At 62.2% G+C, this 18,256-nt stretch carries 19 protein-coding genes; 15 read left to right on the top strand and 4 right to left on the bottom strand.

The annotated features are described in order from the left end of the window. Window positions 1–66: 66 nt before the first annotated feature. The 3 genes from CO666_RS10995 to argE are packed head-to-tail and all read right to left on the bottom strand — an operon-like array spanning window position 67 to window position 2,505. Window positions 67–423, bottom strand: a complete 357-nt coding sequence (locus CO666_RS10995) for a cupin domain-containing protein (protein WP_097612097.1) — start codon at window positions 421–423, stop codon at window positions 67–69. 14 nt (window positions 424–437) lie between these two features. Then, window positions 438–1,361: a 2-hydroxyacid dehydrogenase gene (locus CO666_RS10990; protein WP_097612096.1), complete on the bottom strand. Its 924-nt coding sequence runs from the start codon at window positions 1,359–1,361 to the stop codon at window positions 438–440. A 16-nt stretch (window positions 1,362–1,377) separates the two neighbouring features. After that, a complete protein-coding gene (gene argE, locus CO666_RS10985; RefSeq protein ID WP_097612095.1) occupies window positions 1,378–2,505 on the bottom strand; it encodes an acetylornithine deacetylase in 1,128 nt (375 codons plus the stop codon). A gap of 288 nt (window positions 2,506–2,793) precedes the next feature. Between argE and CO666_RS10980 the strand changes: the two genes are divergently transcribed. The 10 genes from CO666_RS10980 (at window position 2,794) to CO666_RS10935 (ending at window position 12,369) form a co-directional block, all read left to right on the top strand. Continuing rightward, window positions 2,794–3,669 (top strand): GNAT family N-acetyltransferase, encoded by an 876-nt coding sequence (locus CO666_RS10980; protein ID WP_097612094.1) that lies wholly within the window; start codon window positions 2,794–2,796, stop codon window positions 3,667–3,669. Window positions 3,670–3,772: 103 nt separating this feature from the next. Next, complete coding sequence (locus tag CO666_RS10975; protein ID WP_097612093.1) at window positions 3,773–4,039, top strand: acylphosphatase; 267 nt, start codon at window positions 3,773–3,775, stop codon at window positions 4,037–4,039. A 141-nt stretch (window positions 4,040–4,180) separates the two neighbouring features. Further along, window positions 4,181–4,834 carry a Rieske (2Fe-2S) protein gene (locus tag CO666_RS10970; RefSeq protein ID WP_097612092.1) on the top strand — a complete coding sequence of 218 codons (654 nt, stop codon included), beginning with the start codon at window positions 4,181–4,183 and terminating at the stop codon, window positions 4,832–4,834. Next, the gene (locus CO666_RS10965) at window positions 4,831–5,676 is read left to right on the top strand and encodes an aromatic ring-hydroxylating oxygenase subunit alpha (RefSeq protein WP_097612091.1); all 846 of its coding nucleotides are present in this window, start codon (window positions 4,831–4,833) and stop codon (window positions 5,674–5,676) included. Before CO666_RS10970 ends, CO666_RS10965 begins: the two co-directional genes overlap by 4 nt. Next, a complete protein-coding gene (locus CO666_RS10960; protein ID WP_097612090.1) occupies window positions 5,673–6,338 on the top strand; it encodes a glutathione S-transferase family protein in 666 nt (221 codons plus the stop codon). The genes CO666_RS10965 and CO666_RS10960 overlap by 4 nt, the downstream gene beginning before the upstream one ends. Continuing rightward, window positions 6,335–7,714, top strand: coding sequence for an amidohydrolase (locus CO666_RS10955; RefSeq protein WP_097612089.1), 1,380 nt, complete (start codon window positions 6,335–6,337; stop codon window positions 7,712–7,714). The genes CO666_RS10960 and CO666_RS10955 overlap by 4 nt, the downstream gene beginning before the upstream one ends. A 25-nt stretch (window positions 7,715–7,739) precedes the next feature. Beyond that, entirely contained in the window at window positions 7,740–8,837 is a 1,098-nt protein-coding gene (locus tag CO666_RS10950; RefSeq protein WP_097612088.1) for a BMP family ABC transporter substrate-binding protein, read from the top strand. A 3-nt stretch (window positions 8,838–8,840) separates the two neighbouring features. After that, complete coding sequence (locus CO666_RS10945; protein WP_097612087.1) at window positions 8,841–10,364, top strand: ABC transporter ATP-binding protein; 1,524 nt, start codon at window positions 8,841–8,843, stop codon at window positions 10,362–10,364. Next, entirely contained in the window at window positions 10,361–11,461 is a 1,101-nt protein-coding gene (locus tag CO666_RS10940) for an ABC transporter permease (RefSeq protein WP_097612086.1), read from the top strand. Before CO666_RS10945 ends, CO666_RS10940 begins: the two co-directional genes overlap by 4 nt. Continuing rightward, window positions 11,458–12,369, top strand: coding sequence for an ABC transporter permease (locus tag CO666_RS10935; protein WP_097612085.1), 912 nt, complete (start codon window positions 11,458–11,460; stop codon window positions 12,367–12,369). Before CO666_RS10940 ends, CO666_RS10935 begins: the two co-directional genes overlap by 4 nt. A gap of 38 nt (window positions 12,370–12,407) precedes the next feature. On the opposite strand, the gene CO666_RS10930 is transcribed toward CO666_RS10935, so the two are convergent. Beyond that, a complete protein-coding gene (locus CO666_RS10930) occupies window positions 12,408–12,941 on the bottom strand; it encodes an NUDIX hydrolase (protein ID WP_097612084.1) in 534 nt (177 codons plus the stop codon). A gap of 96 nt (window positions 12,942–13,037) precedes the next feature. Here CO666_RS10930 and CO666_RS10925 point away from each other — a divergent pair, with 96 nt between their 5' ends. The 5 genes from CO666_RS10925 (at window position 13,038) to CO666_RS10905 (ending at window position 18,230) form a co-directional block, all read left to right on the top strand. After that, entirely contained in the window at window positions 13,038–13,682 is a 645-nt protein-coding gene (locus tag CO666_RS10925; RefSeq protein ID WP_097612083.1) for a DUF47 domain-containing protein, read from the top strand. Further along, complete coding sequence (locus CO666_RS10920; protein WP_097612082.1) at window positions 13,682–14,686, top strand: inorganic phosphate transporter; 1,005 nt, start codon at window positions 13,682–13,684, stop codon at window positions 14,684–14,686. Before CO666_RS10925 ends, CO666_RS10920 begins: the two co-directional genes overlap by 1 nt. Window positions 14,687–15,170: 484 nt before the next feature. Next, the gene (locus CO666_RS10915) at window positions 15,171–16,469 is read left to right on the top strand and encodes a CmpA/NrtA family ABC transporter substrate-binding protein (protein ID WP_097612081.1); all 1,299 of its coding nucleotides are present in this window, start codon (window positions 15,171–15,173) and stop codon (window positions 16,467–16,469) included. Between the two features lie 58 nt (window positions 16,470–16,527). Next, the gene (ntrB, locus tag CO666_RS10910) at window positions 16,528–17,421 is read left to right on the top strand and encodes a nitrate ABC transporter permease (RefSeq protein ID WP_097612080.1); all 894 of its coding nucleotides are present in this window, start codon (window positions 16,528–16,530) and stop codon (window positions 17,419–17,421) included. A gap of 11 nt (window positions 17,422–17,432) precedes the next feature. Beyond that, the gene (locus tag CO666_RS10905; RefSeq protein WP_097612079.1) at window positions 17,433–18,230 is read left to right on the top strand and encodes an ABC transporter ATP-binding protein; all 798 of its coding nucleotides are present in this window, start codon (window positions 17,433–17,435) and stop codon (window positions 18,228–18,230) included. The last annotated feature ends 26 nt before the right edge of the window (window positions 18,231–18,256 follow it).

Raw genomic sequence — 18,256 nt, 5'->3', positions numbered from 1 at the left:
TTTATGCGCCCCACCCCGGAAGCCACAGATTAGCCCCGTCATTCGGCGCGCCTCGTCGGCGATGGCTCAGTCGTAAACGCAGACGTAGATCTTGCGCACGGTTTCGACGGTACGCCAGACGCCGACAAAACCAGGCTTCATCACGAAGCTGTCGCCGGCGCGGTAGGTCTTCGTCCCCGCGCCTTTCTCATCGATTTCAACGACACCGGAAAGGATGTGGCAGAATTCGTAGACCGTGCCCTTGATGGAATGGGTTTCGCCGGGCGTCGCTTCCCAAACGCCGGTGAGCACCTTCTCACCTTTCGAGGCATCTTGTGCCCAGGTCTTGTAGGCCGGATTGCCGGAAATCAGCCGGTCCGGGTCCGGCAGGGACTGCTTTGGCGTAAAATTCGGCTCGGTATCGATGGTCAACAGAAGCGACATGTCATTTTCCTCGTTTAATAACCGCGTGTCCGATCGACCAGGCCGATCAGGTTTTTGCCGGCGCGGTGGCGTCGGATATTGTCAACGACCGCGTGTGCTGCCGTTTCCGGCTGGGTGACGGAGGCGATGTGCGGTGTGATCGCCACTTTCGGATGCTGCCAGAGCGGATGGTCTGTCGGCAGCGGCTCGGGGTCGGTGACATCGAGCATTGCCGCGGCGAGATGGCCGCGATCGAGCGCCTCGATCAGTGCCGCCTGGTCGAGGTGGCCGCCGCGACCCACATGCAGCAGTCGTGCGCCGGCCGGCAGCCGGGAGAAGAGTCCGGCATTGAGAATGCCGCGCGTCTCATCGGTGAGCGGCAGCAGGCAGACCAGAATGTCCGTCTCTGCCAGAAAATCGGCAAGCCCATCCGTGCCATGATGACAGGTGACGCCGTCAATTTGCTTTTTACTCCGGCTCCATCCTGCAAGAGGAAATTGGAACGGCTTCAGGCGCTCGATCGCCGCCTGCGCCAGGATGCCGAGACCCAGGAAGCCTATTCTGCGCCGGGAGGCCTGCGGTGCTGCGAGGGGCTGCCAGGCAGACTGTTTTTGCAGCTCCCGATAGGCGAGCATCTCCCGGTGGAGCGTCAGGACGCCAAGAGTAACGTATTCCTGCATCATCCGGATAATGCCGTCCTCGACCATGCGGACGACTGCGACAGGCTCCGGCACGCTGTCTTGTTTGAATTGATCGACGCCGGCGCCGATGGAAAACAGCACTTCGAGATTGCGGTAGCGCGAGATGTCGCCGGGGACCGTCCAGGTCAGGAGATAACGGACCTTGTCCGGATCCACCGGTTGGCCCTGCCCGACGAACGGCAGATCCGGAAGCTCGCGCGCAAAAATCTCCTGGAAAATTGCACCGCGCGTGGCATCGGAATTGAAGAGAAACGCCATGGAAATCGCTTATCCTTCAGCCTTCGGCAAGGTGGGTGCCGAGCTTCTCGATCATCGTCCGGCATGCCGCGAGTTCGCCAATCTCGATATATTCGTCAGGCCGGTGCGCGCGGCCGATATCCCCGGGACCGCAAATGATGGAATCGATGCCGGCCTGCTGGTAAAGACCGGCCTCCGTACCGTAGCTCACGGCAGCAAGCGGCTCCTGCCCTGTCAAATCCCTCAGCAGGGTTGCGAGTTCGCTGCTTTCGGCGAGCGCTAGTCCGGGATAGGCGCTCAGCTCCTGCCAGCCGACTTCGAAGCCCTGCTCTCTGAGAGCTGCGAGCCTGGCCCTTACCGGCGTGAGCAGTGATAACGGCGAGATATCAGGCAGAGCGCGGAGTTCGACATCGCAGGTGCAGCGATCCGGAATGATGTTGACGGCCTGGCCGCCGGCAATGACACCAACCTGCAATGATGAGTAGGGAGGCACGAAATCATGGTGGAACGAGCCTGATGTCAGGGACTTGCCGTATTCCGCGACCTCTGTGATCAGATTGGCCATGGCGTGAATGGCGTTAAGCCCCAGATCGGGGCGTGAGGAATGCCCCGATCGGCCGATCACCTCGAGCCGCACGGCTGCCTTGCCCTTATGCGCCCGCACGGCCTGCATCCGGCTCGGCTCACCGACGATCGCCCCCAGCGGGGCATTGCACAGCTTTGGCAGCTCGGCAATGAGATGTGGTACGCCACGGCAGCCTGCCTCCTCGTCATAGGACAAGGCGAGGTGAATTGGCCGCCGCAGCTTCATGGCGGCAAGCGTCGGCAATGCCGCCAGGGCGCAGGCGAGAAAGCCTTTCATATCGGTGGTGCCGCGTCCGTAAAGCCTCTCGCCTTCTGCACGCAGGACGAAGGGATCCGAACTCCACTCCCGCTCGCCGGCCGGCACGACATCCATGTGCCCGGATAGAATGTAGCCTCGCCCGTCGCGCGGCCCGACTGTTGCAAAAAGATTGTAGCGGTCGCCTTCCGGGCCAGGATGGACGGTCACCCCGGCTCCCGCCTTCCGGCAATAGTCGCTGATCCACTCGGCAATCGCCCCGTTCGGAGTGCCGACGACGGAGGGGAAAGCGATCAACCTCGCGAGAATGTCTTTGACGTCCATGAGTGACCAGGTTGCCTTTGGAGTGGTCTGATGCATGTCGCTGGGAAATCGCGACATGCATAAAAGCAAGAAGTTTTCGATGTTGGTCAGCCTAAGCAAAGGCAGGAGTTTTGCCTGCTGAGTGGAGCCTCGCTTCAGCCGAAGATTCCGAATTGATCCGACGAACAAGCCGATCCTGCTGGCCCTGGCGTGCAATATTGTGACCTGGTTGCAATCGGCGCAGGATCGATGACACTGTCTGCCTCGAGTGGGGTTTGGTGATCTGGCGAGCGGAGCGGATACCCGAAAATGCAAAAATCAGTGCGCCTGAAATCGTTCGAATTGATTGCGCAGGATATAGACAGTGTCGATGTCGGCCTGCTGCACGCATTGTCGATCGGCGTCGGCTGGCCGCACCGGCCGAAGGACTGGGATTTCCTGCGGCGCGCCGGCCGGGGCATCGTCGCCGTCGATGGCATCGGACGCGTCTTCGGAAGCGCGATGTGGTTTCCGCATGGGGATGATTTCGCCACGATCGGGCTGGTGATCACCTCGCCGCGCACCCAGGCGCAAGGGACCGGGCGATGGCTGATGGAACAGGTGTTCGAGAAGTGCGGCGACCGCGATCTGAGCCTGAATTCGACCCATGCGGCTTACAGGCTTTACGTTTCGCTCGGTTTCACCAAGGAAGCGATTGTCTATCAATACCAGGGAAATGTTGCGCCTGAGCTCCCTCCCCTGCCGGAGCTTAACGGGCAGCTGAGCGCGCTGTCCCGCGATAAAATCGCCGAGATCAACGCTCTCGATGCGCGAGCCTTCGGCACCGACCGCGAGAAGCTGGTCGCGTTGCTTGCGGAGGGTGCTTCCATTTACATGCTCCGGCGCGACGGCGAAATCGTCGGCTATTCCATGTGTCGCGAGTTCGGACGTGGCCGTGTGGTTGGTCCGATCGTGGCGAGCAATGATCAGGATGCGATCAATCTGACCGCCGTCCATCTCAAGGATCTGGCAGGCGGATTCGCGCGTGTCGATACGCGGGAGAAAGGCCTGTTCGCCGAGTTCCTGCAGCAGAACCGGCTCGCCGTTGCGGACACCGTGACGACCATGTCCAGAGGGCGCCGTTTCCTGAATGGCAAGAGCGGCGAACCGGCAGTTTATGGTCTGGCCGGCCATGCGTTAAGCTAGCCGCGCGATACCGCTGCAGAGCTTTTGCAAAGAAAACTCAAACGCCATATCCTCGCTTCGATGATGCCCCTTCCTCTATGGTGAGGGAAAGCAAGGACGAAGCATGGGACAGGATACAAGCCACCTGCAGGAGCGGATGACGATTGTCGGCGATCTCAAGGCCGCCTCCTTTGTCCCCTGGATCCGGCGCCATGCCGCCAAGCTTGGGCTCTCGCACCACATATCCCATACGAGTTCGAAGCGGATCGAGGTCGAGGTTTCCGGACCAGGGGATTTGATCGACATGATGGAGGTGGGCTGCTCTCTCGGGCCAATCGACGTCTGGGTCGAGAGCATAGAACGCACGGCCATTAATCGCGAAATAGCCTAGCGCCGGCCGCAACCTTTTGGTGTGTGCATATAATTTAATCAACGTTGCCAATGCGAAATAATTATGCAAACGTGAGGCCGTCGAGCGTGATGCCCCAGGGGAGCGGGCTCGGCAAAACAGCGATGTTCAGGAAGTCTCGTCATGCCATCCGATACGACCGGCTTTTGGACGCCAGTCGCCCTCTCCCGGGATTTGCCGGCCGGAACCGCGATGCCGGCGCGGACGGCATCTGGATCGATTGCCCTGTGGCGCAGCGCTTCGGGGCGCCTATCGGCATCGGCGGATCGCTGTCCGCATCGCGGCATGCGCCTGTCTCACGGCTTCGTGCGCGGCGAAGCGCTTTCCTGCATCTATCACGGCTGGAGTTATGACCGGACCGGACATTGTCTGCGCATCCCCGCCCATCCGGGGCTGGCGCCACCGGAAACCATCCGTGTCGCCACCTATGATGTCGAGGAAGTCGGCAGCGTGATCTGGGTGGCCATGGGCACGCCGGCGTCGAAGCCGCCGCGGCTTGAGGGCCTTATTCCCTTGCGCTCCCTGACGGCGTTTGCCGGCATCGCGGCGATCGAGGCGGCGGCCGATACGAAGGCGAGCCCTGACGGTATCGTCGAGATCGACGCAGCCACCGGAACCATCTGTCTGCTATTATCCCCCCAGGAAGACGGGCAGACGCTGATCCATGTGTTGCTGAAGGGCGATCCCGGCCCCGCCGGGGCGATCGGCGCTTCACGAGCCGCCGAAAGCCTGCGTCGCCGGGCCGAGGGTCTTCAGAAAGAGGAGATCGCGCGGTGAGCATCCAGGCGATGATCGACGAATGGTATCCGGTCGGGCTTTTCAGCCAGCTCGACCGCGCCGGCCACAGGACGGCGCTGATGGGCGAGCCGATCGACGTCGCATGTGATGCCGATGGCAAGGCGAGGGTCACGGGCGGCGACGACCGCGTTCTGCCGGTGCGTGTGCGGTACGGTCACGTCTGGTCCTCGCTCGGCGCGCCGAAGAAGGAGCTTTTCCCCATTCCCGAGGCGGATCAGCCGGGCCGCCGCTTCGTCGACGTCGGCGTGGTGCGGGTGCGCTGCTCGCCGCTGCGTGCCGTCGAGAATTTTCTCGACATCGCCCATTTCCCCTTCGTCCACACCGATATTCTCGGCGCCGAACCGCACACCGAGGTTCAGAACTACAAGGTCGAGATCCGCGAGGAAGAAGACGAGGTCTGGGCGACGCAGGTGAAATTCTACCAGCCGCAGGCTGCCAAATCGGCAAGCGGCGGCATCACCACCGAATATATGTACCGCGTGCCGGCGCCGACCTGCTCCGTGCTTTACAAGACCTGCCCGCCGCGCCCGAGCGAATGGGATGTGATCACCCTCTTCGTGCAGCCGCTGGCCGAGGACCTCTGCGACGTCTGGCCGTGGATGGCGCTCTTCGACGACGAGACCGCGATGACCGACCTCATCCACTTTCAGCAGACGATCTTCCTGCAGGACCGTTCGATCCTCGAAAACCAGATCCCGCGGTTGTTGCCGCTCGACCCCGGCATGGAAATCCCGACGCGGGCCGATCTGACATCGATCGCCTACCGGCGCTGGCTGAAGCGTCACAATTATACCTACGGCGCACAGCTGGTGGCGCAATGAAGCTCTACGACTACATCCTCTCGCCGAGTTGCTACAAGGCGCGCCTGATGGCGGCGCTGACCGGTGTGAAGCTGGAATTGCGCCCGGTCGATTTCCATCCCGGCGCCGAGCATCGCGGCCCCGAGCTGCTTGCGCTCAATCCGGCGGGCTCGATTCCGATCCTGGAGGATGGCGACCTGATTCTGACCGAATCCTCGGCCATTCTCGTTTATCTCGCCGCCAAGGCGGCACCGGAATGGCTGGGCAGCGGCAAGGCCGAAGAAGCGGCGCGGGTGCAGCAATGGCTGTCCTTCTCCGGCCGGCTGACGGCAAGCCTCGGGGCGGCGCGTCTGCATGAAATGCTGCTACGCCCCGGCGATATCGATGCGCTGCAGGTCCAGGGCACCATGGCGCTCCGCGAGCTTGAGGCCGGCCTCGTCGAACAAGGCTTTCGCGGCATGCGCTTCCTCGCCGCCGACCGGCCGACGGTCGCCGATATCGCCTGCTTCCCCTATGTGGCGCTGGCCCCCGATGGCGGCGTGACGCTGGATCCTTATCCCGCCATCCGGCTCTGGTCCCGGGCGCTGCGCGCCCTCGACAATTTCATTGAAATGCCCGGCATTCACCGGCTGCACGAATTGAAGCCCGAACCGCAAGATCGAAGCGGGCGAGGCGTGAGATGACCGGCTATCTCCTGAAGAACTGCGCAGCCGTAATCGCCGACGAGGGCCAGGGGCCGGTCGTCCATCGCAATGTCGATCTGCTGACCAGCGGCCCGGCGATCGTGGCGATCGGCGAAAATCTGGCGGCGGACGCGTTGCCTGCCGGCACGACCGTTCAGGATGCTGCCGGCTGGTTCGTCTATCCGGGCCTGGTTAACACCCATCACCACTTCTTCCAGTGCTTCGTGCGCAACCGCGCCGACCTCGACTGGACGAAGCTCTCGGTGATCGAGTGGCTGGAGCGCATCTACCCGATCTTTTCGCAGCTCAACGAGGAATGTTTTTACCACGCCTCCGTCACGGCGATGGCCGAGATGATCAAGCATGGCTGCACCACGGCTCTCGACCACCAGTATAATTTCCCCCGGCATGCCGGGAAGCGGCTGATCGACCGGCAGTTCGAGGCGGCCGAGCTGCTCGGCATGCGCTTCCATGCCGGCCGTGGCGGCAACACCCTGCCGAAGTCGGAAGGCTCGACCATTCCCGACGAGATGCTGGAGACGACCGACGAATTCATCGCCGACTGCGCCCGGCTGATCGACACCTATCACGATGCCAGCCGCTTCAGCATGCGCCAGGTCGTGGTCGCGCCCTGCCAGCCGGTCAACTGCTATCGCGAGACCTTCGTGGAATCGGTAGCGCTGGCGCGCGATCGCGGCGTGGTGATGCACACCCATGTCGGTGAGGGCGAAAGCCCGGTCATTCAAGCCCGCCACGGCATGCGCACGGTCGACTATCTCGAAGAACTCGGCTTTGCCGGGCCCGACGCCTTCTATGCCCATTGCTGGGAGCTGACCCACGACGAACTGAGGACGATGGCGGCGAGCGGCACCGGGGTGGCGCATTGCCCGGAACCGGTCTATCTGGTCGGCGCCGAGGTCACCGACATTCCCGCCATAGCCGCCTTCGGTCTGCGTGTCGGCCTCGGCTGCGACGGTGCTGCCTCCAACGACAATTCCAATCTGATGCACTGCCTGCACTCCGGCTATATGCTGCAGTGCCTCGTCGCCTCCAGTCGCGCCCATCCGGTGCCGCCGCCGGCCGACTTCCTCGGTTATGGCACGACGGGTGGCGCCAGCCTGCTCGGCCGTCGCGATATCGGCAGGCTTGCGCCCGGGATGGCCGCCGACCTGTTTGCGATCGACACCCGCCGCATGGATTATGTCGGCACGCGGCATGACCCGCTCAGCCTGATTGCCCGTGTCGGCATCGGCATGGCGACCGACATGACGATGATCAACGGCCGCATCGTCTGGCAGAAGGGCGAATTCCCTGGTCTCGACGAGGCCAAGCTGGCTGCCGACGCCGAGGCCGTACTATCCGCCGTGGAATTTTAAAGAACCAAAAGAGGGAACTGAGACCATGACCAAACTGACCCGCAGAAACCTGATGACGGCCGCTGCCGCCACCGGCCTTGCCGGTGTGCTCGGCAGCCGCATGGCTTTTTCCGCCGACGAGCCGCTCGGCATCACGCTCGTCGTCCCGTCGCCGATCGGCGACGTCGGCTGGGGACATGCGCTGGCCGCCGGTCTCGAGCCGATCAAGGCTGCTTACGGCGACAAGGTGAAGGTCACCGTGCTGGAGAATATCGCCGAAGGCCCGGATGCCGACCGCATCATGACCAAAACCGTCGCCGACGGAAACAAGTTCCTGGTCGCCGGCTCTTTCGGTTATCAGAACGGCGCCCTGCAGATCGCCCGCCGCGATCCGAGCGTCACGGTCCTGCACGCCTCCGGCTTCCAGGTCGCTCCGAACTTCTCGCCTTTTGCCGCCAAATATTTCCAGGGCACTTATCTGCTCGGCATGGCCGCGGCAGCGCTCAGCAAGACCGGCAAGCTCGGCTCCGTCTCGGCCTTTGCCATCCCCGAACTCATCACCTCGATCAATGCTTTCACGCTCGGCGCCCAGGCGGTCAAGCCGGATATCGAAGTCTCGGTCGTCTGGGTCAATTCCTGGTTCGACCCGGCCAAGGAGCAGGAGGCGGCCAAGGCGCTGATCGCGCAGAAATGCGACGTGATCTTCTCCAACGCCCAGGACACGCCGTCCGTCATCTCGGCCTGCGAGGAAGCCGGCGTCTATGCCTTCAACCTCAATTCCTCGATGAAGAAATATGCGCCGAAAACCTATCTCGGCTGCGTCTCGACGGATTGGTCGCCTTTCTTCAAGGCCTCGGTCGATGCCCATCTCGCCGGTACGTTCAAGGGCGCCAATGCGTTCCTCGGCGTTGCCGACAAGGTCGTCGAGGTGGTTGACTGGAGCGCCGATATTCCGGCCGACGTGATGGCCAAGATCAAGGCGATCGAGGCAAAGATCGCCGACGGCAGCTTCTCGCCCTTCACCGGGCCGATCGCCAAGGCCGACGGCAGTGAAGGTGTCGCATCGGGCGCCACCATGGCCGACCCCGAGATCATCGCCATGAATTGGCACGTCAAGGGCGTGTCGACGCCGCTGCCGAAATAAGTCATGACCACCCCGCTGCTGTCACTGCGCGGCATTTCGAAGAGCTACGGCCAGATCCATGCCAACCAGGCCATCGATCTGGACGTGGCTCCGCAATCGATTCATGCGATCCTCGGCGAAAACGGCGCGGGAAAATCGACGCTGATGAAGCTGATCTACGGCGTCGAGCAACCGGATGACGGGGATGTCATCTGGGAAGGAAAGCCGTTGCGTCTCGCCTCCCCCGCGGAGGCAAGGCGCAACGGCATCGGCATGGTCTTCCAGCACTTTTCGCTGTTCGAGACCCTGACCGTCCTGGAGAATATTCGGCTGGTCGTGCCGGGTGGGAAGGCTGAGCTCAAGGAGCGCATCCGGACGCTCGGACGGGAATTCGGCCTTGAAGTCGATCCGCTTGCCCATGTGCATGCGCTGTCCGTCGGCGAGCGGCAACGGGTGGAGATCATCCGAAGCCTGATGACCAATCCGAGGCTGCTGATTCTCGACGAACCCACCTCCGTCCTGCCGCCGCAATTGGTGGAAAAGCTCTTCGACACCCTGCGCCGGCTGCGCGACGGCGGCGTTTCCATCCTGCTGATTTCCCACAAGCTCGAGGAAATCCGGGCGGTCTGCGACCGGGCGACGATCCTGCGCGGTGGCCGCGTCACCGGGGATGTCGACCCGCGTGAACACGATGCTCATGACCTTGCCGGCATGATGATCGGCCGCGATATGCCCGCACCCATCTCAGCGCTGCCGCTGTCCGGCGGGGAAAAGCGGCTGGAGATCATCGGTCTGGACTATCGGCCCGACGATCCCTTTGCGGTGCCGCTCTCCGGCATCAGCCTCGAAGTGCGTGCCGGCGAGATCCTGGGCATTGCCGGCATTTCGGGCAACGGCCAGAGCGAGCTTGCCGCGCTGATTTCAGGCGAGACGGTGCTGGGGCGCGACCAGCCCGACCGGATCTACATGATGGGAACGGATGTCGGCAGGCTCGATGCCGCCGCGCGCCGCGCGCTCGGATTTGCCTTCGTCCCGGAAGACCGGCTCGGACGTGGCGCCGTGCCCGAAATGTCGCTCGTCCTCAACAGCCTGCTGACGGCCCACCCGCTCAAGCTTTTGCGGCGCGGTCTCGTCGACAGGGCGCGGGCGATGGCGTTCACCAAGGATTGCATCCGTCAGTATGATGTTCGCACCCCCGGCCCGGATGCGGAAGCCGGGACGCTGTCCGGCGGCAACCTGCAGAAGTTCATCGTCGGCCGCGAAATCATGCTGTCGCCGAAATTGCTGTTTGCGGCGCAGCCGACCTGGGGTGTCGATATCGGTGCCGCCGCCGCCATCCGCAGCCGCCTGGTCGCCTTGCGCAATCAGGGCATGGCGATCCTCGTCATTTCCGAGGAGCTGGAAGAACTGTTCGAGCTCTGCGATTCCATCCAGGTGCTGTATCACGGCCGGCTCAGCCCGCCGCTCGCCACGCGGGACACCAAGCCCGAGCAAATCGGCCGATACATGATCGGGGCCCAAGCCGCGCCCGAGAAAGTCCATAGATGAGCGCTTGGTCTCCCGCTTTCCTCCCCACCCTCGTCCGCCGCGAGCGCGCCTCGCTTGTCGCGGCCTTCCTCGCGCCTGTTATCGCGCTCGGGGGAGCCATCGTTCTCAACCTTGGCCTTTACATCTTGATGGGCCGCGACCCGGTCGCGGTCGTCCATGCGATGCTGCTTGAGCCCTTCCTCTCCTGGGCGTCGTTTTCGGAAGTGCTTTTGAAGGCAGGCCCGCTCCTGCTGATCGCCCAAGGACTGGCGATCGGCTTTCGCGCCAAGGTCTTCAACATCGGCGCCGAAGGCCAGTTCATTCTCGGCGCGATTTTCGCCTCTGCCATTCCCGTCTGGTTTCCCCAGGCGACGGGCCAGTGGATCTGGCCGGCGATGCTGCTGCTCGGCGCAATCGGCGGCGCCCTCTGGGCTTCTTTGACCGCCTTCTGGCGCGTACGCCTCAACGCCAACGAGATTCTCGTTTCGCTGATGCTGAGCCTCGTTGCGGTGCAACTGCTGAACTACCTACTGCTCGGCCCCTGGAAGGATCCGAACGGTTTCAACTTCCCGCAGTCGGTGATGTTTCAGTATGATGCGATGGTGCCGACCTTGATTGCCGGCACCCGCCTCAACCTCTCATTCCTCATCACGCTCGCCTTGTCGGTTGCGGCCTGGGTCTTCATGCAGAAGAGCTTCATCGGCTACAGGCTGCAGGTCGGCGGCCTGGCGCCACGCGCTGCCGGTTATGCCGGTTTCAGGGAGGGTTGGGCGATCTGGCTGTCGCTGTTGATCGGCGGCTTTGCCGCCGGTCTTGCCGGGGCTGCCGAAGTCGCCGGTCCGCTCGGCCAGCTGCAGCGTTCGATTTCGAGCGGCTATGGCTATGCGGCGATCATCGTCGCCTATCTCGGCGGTCTGCATCCGCTCGGCATCATTGTCTCGGCGCTTGTTATGGCGGTGATCTATATCGGTGGCGACAATGCCATGGTCTCGGCCAACCTGCCGATCGCTGCCGTTCGGGTCTTCCAGGGCAGCCTGCTGCTCGCCTATCTCGTCGCCATTGCCTTCGTACGCTACCGTCTCGAATGGCCCCGCCCCGCCCATCGGAGCCCCTCATGAACGCCATCGAATTCATTCTGGCCGGCATGCTTGCGGCTGCGACCCCCTTTCTTCTCGCAGCACTCGGCGAGCTTGTGGCAGAGCGCGCCGGCGTCCTCAACCTCGGGGTCGAGGGATTGATGGCTCTCGGCGCTGTGCTTGCCTTCATCGTCGTCTATCAGGGCGGCGGACATCTGCTGGGTTTCGTCGTCGCGGGGCTGGGCAGCGCAGCCCTGTCCCTGCTCTTTGCCTTCGTTACGCTCGGATTCCGGGCAAACCAGGTGGCGGCGGGCCTTGCCATCGGCATTTTCGGCCAGGGCCTCTCCGCCCTTTTCGGCAAGTCCTATGAAAGCCTGACGGTCAAAGGACTTCAGAAACTCGCCCTTCCCTGGTTTTCGGAATTGCCTGTTATCGGCGGCCTGTTCACCCAGGATATCGTCGTATGGATTTCGCTCGCCGCGACGCTTACGCTCTGGGCGATGTTTGCCTATACCAAGCTCGGTCTCATCATCCGCGCCGTCGGCGAGAATCCGAAGGCAGCCCATGCCATCGGCTATTCGGTGATCTCGGTCCGCGTCCTTGCCATCGCCTTCGGCGGCGCGATGGCCGGTTTCGCCGGCGCCTATGCGGCGGTGGTCTACACCCCGCTCTGGGCCGATGGAATGATCGCCGGACGCGGCTGGATCGCCATCGCCCTCGTCGTCTTCGGAACCTGGCTCACCGGCCGCATCTTCCTCGGCGCCTGCCTCTTCGGGGCGGTCTCGCTGGTCGGCCTTGCCGCCCAGGCTACCGGGCTCGACGTTCCCTCGCAGCTGCTGTCGAGCCTGCCCTATCTCGTCACCATCATCGTGCTCGGCATCATCTCCGCCGATCGCCGCCTGCTGAAGCTGAACGGCGTCGCCTCGCTCGGCGAACCATTCGAGCGATAAGGACGCGCGCCGCTGCGATGCCGGCGAAGAACCCGTGCTCAGCCGCGATCACGCTTCTTGCGGCCCTGCGGTTCAAATTGGACGAGCAGCGATTTGAGTTCGATCTCGCGAACGCGGCGTGCCGCTTCGTCGGGGCTGACCCATTCGAGAATGCGCTGGTCCCGCTCCTTGAAATCGCCGCTGATATCAGTGACTTCAATCTGAAACATGTCGACGATACAGGGGGCTACGTCGCCATTGTCGAGTTCCTTCAGATAGGTATAGCGACCGACCGGTTTTTTCTTCACCGTCCCGCGCATACCTGCCTCCTCCCAGGCCTCGATTGCCGCTGCTTCGAAAGGCTTTTTCCCTTTCATCGGCCACCCTTTCGGAATGACCCAGCGTCCACTGTCGCGCGATGTGATCACCAGTATTTCGATCGCGGATCCGGCATTGCTGCGGCGAAAGCAGAGAGCGCCGTACTGTTGACGGAATGCACCGGCGAACAGCATTTCAGGAACAGCAGCGAGCTGCCGCAGTAGTGGCTGGGACTTGTCCGGTCGAGGCTTCCTGGTTTTTCTGCTCGGTGTCATACCGCATGAATTACCGAATTTGCTTGTTGCTTCAATTGCCTGGGCGTGTTTATGACAGATTTATGACAATCGGCCGCATGAGGAAGGTTCCCAGGCATGATGAGCATTTTTCGCAAGCTGATGCCACGGGAAGATAGATTCTTCGAAATGTTTTCCAGACACGCGCAAACTGTCGTTGCCGCCGCGCACGCCCTCGATCAACTCCTGAAGGCCAATGATGTCGAGAAAAACTGCGAGCGCATCGTCACATTGGAAAACGATGCCGACGGCGTCACGCGCGAGGTTCTGCTTGCCGTTCGACGAAGCTTCATCACGCCTTTCGACCGGGGGGATATCAAGGATCTTATCCAGTCGATGGATGATGCGATCGACATGATGCACAAGACGGTCAAGACGATCCGCCTGTTCGAGCAATCCAGTTTCGATCCGTTGATGCAGCAGATGGGCAGCGAAATCGTCAAGGCGGCAAATCTGGTGGCGGAAGCGATACCTCTCCTCGACAGATTGGGAGCCAATGCGCAGCGTCTGACGGCCATCGCGGAGGAAGTCACCCGCGTGGAGGAGCGCTCCGATGAGCTCCACGACCAGGGCCTGAAGGATCTGTTCTTGCGTCATGGCGCCGGCGGCAATGCGATGGCCTACATGATCGGCAGCGAAATCTACGGAGAGCTGGAGAAAGTCGTCGACCGCTTCGAGGATGTCGCCAATGAAATCAGCGGCATTCTCATCGAGAACGTCTGATGGATGCCTCCCTCGCTCTGCCGCTGCTGGTCGGTCTCGTCGCCGTCGCCCTGTTCTTCGATTTTCTCAACGGCCTTCACGATGCGGCCAATTCCATTGCCACGATCGTATCGACCCGCGTCCTGCGACCGCAATACGCGGTCGCCTGGGCGGCGTTCTTCAATTTCATCGCGTTCCTGTTCTTCGGCCTGCATGTCGCCGAGACGCTGGGGACCGGCATCATCGATCCGGCGATCGTGTCACCTCAACTGATCTTCGCCGCGCTCATGGGCGCCATCATCTGGAATATCCTCACCTGGATTTTCGGGATTCCATCCAGTTCGTCGCATGCGCTTGTCGGTGGGCTGGTCGGGGCCGGTCTGGCGAAGGTGGGTTTCAGCTCGATCGTCTGGGGCGGCCTTCTCAAGACGGTCAGCGCCATTTTTCTCTCGCCGGCCATCGGCTTCCTGCTTGCCTTGGTGCTGGTGCTCGCCGTCTCCTGGTTGTTCGTCCGGCAAACGCCGTTTGCGGTGGATCGGACCTTTCGCATCATGCAATTTGTGTCCGCTTCGCTTTATTCACTCGGCCACGGCGGTAACGATGCGCAGAAGACGATGGGCATCATCGCGGTGCTCCTGTTCAGCCAAGGATATCTCGGCTCGACCTTCTACGTGCCTTTCTGGGTGGTGCTTTCCTGCCAGTCGGCCATGGCGCTCGGTACGCTCTTTGGCGGATGGCGGATCGTTCATACCATGGGGTCGAAGATTACCCGGCTCAACCCCATGCAAGGTTTCTGCGCAGAGACAGGCGGAGCGCTGACGCTGTTCGGCGCCACGTGGCTCGGCATTCCCGTCTCGACGACGCATACCATCACCGGAGCCATCGTTGGCGTGGGCGCGGCGCGGCGTGTTTCCGCCGTGCGCTGGGGATTGGCCGGCAATATCGTGATAGCCTGGATCGTAACGATGCCGGCGGCCGCAGCGATATCCGCAGCGTTCTACGGCCTGGCATCTCTGCTGCGGTGAGATGAGGACGGAGCGATGTCGCCACATTCGGCGATCAATATAGCCGCTCCTGCGAGGATTTTCGTGGCCGGATCATCGAGGCAAACCGGAACTTCGAGTGGCCAGACTCTGCTTCGCCGTCGGTATCGCAACGGCTTCATCGACGCGTGCGCTGCACAAATAGAGCGCTTCCGCCGCGGAGACGGCAACAATGGTCGCACAAAATATCGCCAGACTTCCGGAGTGACTAATAAATAGTCACTGCGCGAATCGTACAGATTCTCCTTTAATTCCATATTGTTAATAACGGAATCCGCAGCTGGCACGATGATTGCAGGTTCCAGTACGCCCCGGTCAACGGCGACTGAGGCGGATAGGCGCGGCATAAGCGCCTGCACAAGACATCGACGTCGCAAGGATTGCCATCCGGGATTCTCCCATCCCGTGGACGCATTCCGGCGGCGTTTTTTTGTGTCCAAATTCAGCCAGCAGAGGGAACCTGCGCATGACAAAGAATTCGACAACCGGCATCACCCGCCGCAGCATGCTCAAGACGACTGCGACGGCCGCCCTCATCGGCGCCGTCAAGACTGCTTTTCCGTCCGGCGCCTTCGCCGCTGGTCCGGGCCCTGAAGTGAAAGGCGTCAAGCTGGGCTTCATTGCCCTGACGGATTCCGCGCCGCTGATTATCGCCAAGGAGAAGGGCCTTTTCGACAAATATGGCCTGCCGGAAACGGACGTCGCCAAACAGGCCTCATGGGGTGCGACGCGCGACAATCTTGTGCTGGGTGGCGGCGCCAACGGCATCGACGGCGCGCATATCCTCTCACCGCTTCCCTATCTCATGCACACCGGCAAGGTGACACAGAACAACAAGCCGGTGCCGATGGCGATCCTTGCCCGGCTCAATCTCGACAGCCAGGGCATCTCCGTTGCCAAGGAATATGCCGACACCGGCGTGCAGCTCGATGCCTCGAAGCTGAAGGCGGCGTTCGAAAAGAAGAAGGCGGAGGGCAAAGAGATCAAGGCCGCCATGACCTTCCCGGGCGGCACCCACGATCTGTGGATCCGCTACTGGCTTGCCGCCGGCGGCATCGATCCGAACAAGGACGTTTCGACGATCGTCGTGCCGCCGCCGCAGATGGTGGCCAACATGAAGGTCGGCAACATGGACGTCTTCTGTGTCGGCGAACCGTGGAACGAGCAGCTCGTCAACCAGGGCATCGGCTTCACCGCAGCCACGACCGGCGAGCTCTGGAAGGGCCATCCCGAAAAGGCGCTGGGGCTGCGCGCCGAGTGGATCGAAAAGAACCCCAACGCCGCCAAGGCGCTGCTGATGGCCGTCATGGAGGCGCAGCAATGGTGCGACAGCATGGACAACAAGGCGGAGATGGCCGACATTCTCGGCAAGCGCCAATGGTTCAACGTCCCGACGAAGGATGTGCTCGGCCGCCTCAAGGGCGACATCAATTATGGCAACGGCCGCGAGGTCAAGGCCACCGACCTCTACATGAAGTTCTGGAAGGACGGCGCCTCCTATCCGTTCAAGAGCCACGACAGCTGGTTCATGACGGAAAACATCCGCTGGGGAAATCTGCCGGGCAATACCGACGTGAAGGCGCTGGTCAACCAGGTGAACCGCGAAGACATCTGGCGCGAGGCGGCCAAGGATCTCGGCGTCGCTGCAGCCGATATTCCGGCATCGTCTTCCCGTGGCAAGGAAACCTTCTTCGACGGCAAGGTCTTCGACCCCGAAAACCCCTCCGCCTATCTCGACAGCCTTTCGATCAAGGCCGTCGCCTGACCCCGCCTCCGGCGCGCCATCGGTGCGCCGGCCTTTCATTCACGTGAGGAGCGCGCCGATGTCCGCTTTGGCAAATAACCACAATCCCTCCACTATTGCCTCCGCCAAGCCGGTGGCAAAGATCGTGCCGTTTTCCGGCAAACATGGCTCGCGGTTCAACTTCCGACAGGCGGGTTTGACCGCACTTTGCAATGTCGTTCCGCCGATCGCCGTGCTCGCACTCATTCTGCTCGTCTGGCAGGTGCTGTGTTCCTCCGCGGACGCGTCTTTGCCCTCGCCGCATCAGGTCTGGCAGGAAAGTTACGATCTGATCGTCTATCCCTTCTTCAACTACGGCTCCCAGGATATCGGGCTCGGCTGGCGCGTGCTCGTTTCGCTGCAGCGCGTCGCCTATGGTTTCGGCCTTGCCGCGGTCGCCGGCGTCATCATCGGGGCGATCATCGGCCAGTCGGTCTGGGCGATGCGCGGCCTCGATCCGATCTTCCAGGTGCTGCGCACGGTCCCGCCGCTCGCCTGGCTGCCGCTGTCGCTCGCAGCCTTCCAGGATTCCAATCCTTCGGCGATCTTCGTGATCTTCATCACCTCGATCTGGCCCGTCATCATCAACACCGCCGTCGGCGTCCGCAATATCCCGCAGGACTACCGCAACGTCGCCGAGGTGCTGCGGCTCAACCAGTTCGAGTTTTTCTGGAAGATCATGCTGCCTTCGGCAGCCCCCTATATCTTCACCGGCCTCAGGATCGGCGTCGGCCTCTCCTGGCTCGCCATCGTCGCGGCCGAAATGCTGACGGGCGGCGTCGGCATCGGCTTCTTCATCTGGGACGCCTGGAACTCGTCGCGCCTTCCGGACATCATCGTCGCGCTCGCCTATATCGGCATCGTCGGCTTCGCCCTCGACAAGCTGGTGGCTGCACTCGGCAAACTCATCACCCGCGGCGCCATGGCCAACTGAGGAACGCACCTATGAACGCCTATCTCAAACTCGACCATATCGACAAACATTTCGATCGGGGCGGTGTGCGCGCCGAGGTGCTGAAGGACATCAACCTGACGATCTCAGAGGGTGAATTCGTCTCGATCATCGGCCATTCCGGCTGCGGCAAGTCGACCCTGCTCAACCTGATTGCCGGCCTGACGCCGGTGTCCGCCGGCGCCGTGCTGCTTGAAAACCGCGAGGTCAACGAACCCGGCCCGGAACGCGCCGTCGTCTTCCAGAACCACTCGCTGCTGCCCTGGCTGACCGTCTACGAGAACGTCAATCTCGCCGTCTCCAAGGTCTTCAGCCGAACAAAGACCAAGGCCGAGCGGCACGACTGGGTGATGGTCAATCTCGACCTCGTGCAGATGGCGCATGCGAGGGACAAGCGGCCTTCGGAAATATCCGGCGGCATGAAACAGCGCGTCGGCATTGCCCGGGCGCTGTCGATGGAGCCGAAGATCCTGCTGCTCGACGAGCCCTTCGGCGCGCTCGATGCGCTGACCCGCGCCCATCTTCAGGACGCGGTGATGGAAATCCACGCCCGGCTCGGCAATACGATGGTGATGATCACCCATGATGTCGATGAAGCGGTGCTGCTGTCCGACCGCATCGTGATGATGACCAACGGCCCGGCCGCCCGCATCGGCGAAGTGCTCGATGTCAAGATACCCCGCCCCCGCCATCGCATCGAACTCGCCTCCGACCGGACCTATCTCAAATGCCGCGAAGCCGTGTTGAAGTTCCTCTATGAACGCCACCGCTTCATCGAAGCCGCAGAGTAGACCGGGAAACAATCTCGGGCGCTTGC

The organism is Rhizobium chutanense (genome assembly GCF_002531935.1).
In the GTDB taxonomy this organism is placed as follows: Bacteria; Pseudomonadota; Alphaproteobacteria; order Rhizobiales; family Rhizobiaceae; genus Rhizobium; species Rhizobium chutanense.
The sequence above is the reverse complement of the archived record's forward strand: the minus strand, read 5'-3'. Positions and strand labels throughout refer to the sequence as shown.

What these genes read in the sequence shown, in the direction of transcription:
- CO666_RS10995 (WP_097612097.1), bottom strand. Translation starts at nt 423, where the DNA reads ATGTCGCTTCTGTTGACCATCGATACCGAGCCGAATTTTACGCCAAAG.
- CO666_RS10990 (WP_097612096.1), bottom strand. Translation starts at nt 1,361, where the DNA reads ATGGCGTTTCTCTTCAATTCCGATGCCACGCGCGGTGCAATTTTCCAG.
- argE (WP_097612095.1), bottom strand. Translation starts at nt 2,505, where the DNA reads ATGGACGTCAAAGACATTCTCGCGAGGTTGATCGCTTTCCCCTCCGTC.
- CO666_RS10980 (WP_097612094.1), top strand. Translation starts at nt 2,794, where the DNA reads ATGCAAAAATCAGTGCGCCTGAAATCGTTCGAATTGATTGCGCAGGAT.
- CO666_RS10975 (WP_097612093.1), top strand. Translation starts at nt 3,773, where the DNA reads ATGGGACAGGATACAAGCCACCTGCAGGAGCGGATGACGATTGTCGGC.
- CO666_RS10970 (WP_097612092.1), top strand. Translation starts at nt 4,181, where the DNA reads ATGCCATCCGATACGACCGGCTTTTGGACGCCAGTCGCCCTCTCCCGG.
- CO666_RS10960 (WP_097612090.1), top strand. Translation starts at nt 5,673, where the DNA reads ATGAAGCTCTACGACTACATCCTCTCGCCGAGTTGCTACAAGGCGCGC.
- CO666_RS10955 (WP_097612089.1), top strand. Translation starts at nt 6,335, where the DNA reads ATGACCGGCTATCTCCTGAAGAACTGCGCAGCCGTAATCGCCGACGAG.
- CO666_RS10950 (WP_097612088.1), top strand. Translation starts at nt 7,740, where the DNA reads ATGACCAAACTGACCCGCAGAAACCTGATGACGGCCGCTGCCGCCACC.
- CO666_RS10945 (WP_097612087.1), top strand. Translation starts at nt 8,841, where the DNA reads ATGACCACCCCGCTGCTGTCACTGCGCGGCATTTCGAAGAGCTACGGC.
- CO666_RS10940 (WP_097612086.1), top strand. Translation starts at nt 10,361, where the DNA reads ATGAGCGCTTGGTCTCCCGCTTTCCTCCCCACCCTCGTCCGCCGCGAG.
- CO666_RS10935 (WP_097612085.1), top strand. Translation starts at nt 11,458, where the DNA reads ATGAACGCCATCGAATTCATTCTGGCCGGCATGCTTGCGGCTGCGACC.
- CO666_RS10930 (WP_097612084.1), bottom strand. Translation starts at nt 12,941, where the DNA reads ATGACACCGAGCAGAAAAACCAGGAAGCCTCGACCGGACAAGTCCCAG.
- CO666_RS10925 (WP_097612083.1), top strand. Translation starts at nt 13,038, where the DNA reads ATGATGAGCATTTTTCGCAAGCTGATGCCACGGGAAGATAGATTCTTC.
- CO666_RS10920 (WP_097612082.1), top strand. Translation starts at nt 13,682, where the DNA reads ATGGATGCCTCCCTCGCTCTGCCGCTGCTGGTCGGTCTCGTCGCCGTC.
- CO666_RS10915 (WP_097612081.1), top strand. Translation starts at nt 15,171, where the DNA reads ATGACAAAGAATTCGACAACCGGCATCACCCGCCGCAGCATGCTCAAG.
- ntrB (WP_097612080.1), top strand. Translation starts at nt 16,528, where the DNA reads ATGTCCGCTTTGGCAAATAACCACAATCCCTCCACTATTGCCTCCGCC.
- CO666_RS10905 (WP_097612079.1), top strand. Translation starts at nt 17,433, where the DNA reads ATGAACGCCTATCTCAAACTCGACCATATCGACAAACATTTCGATCGG.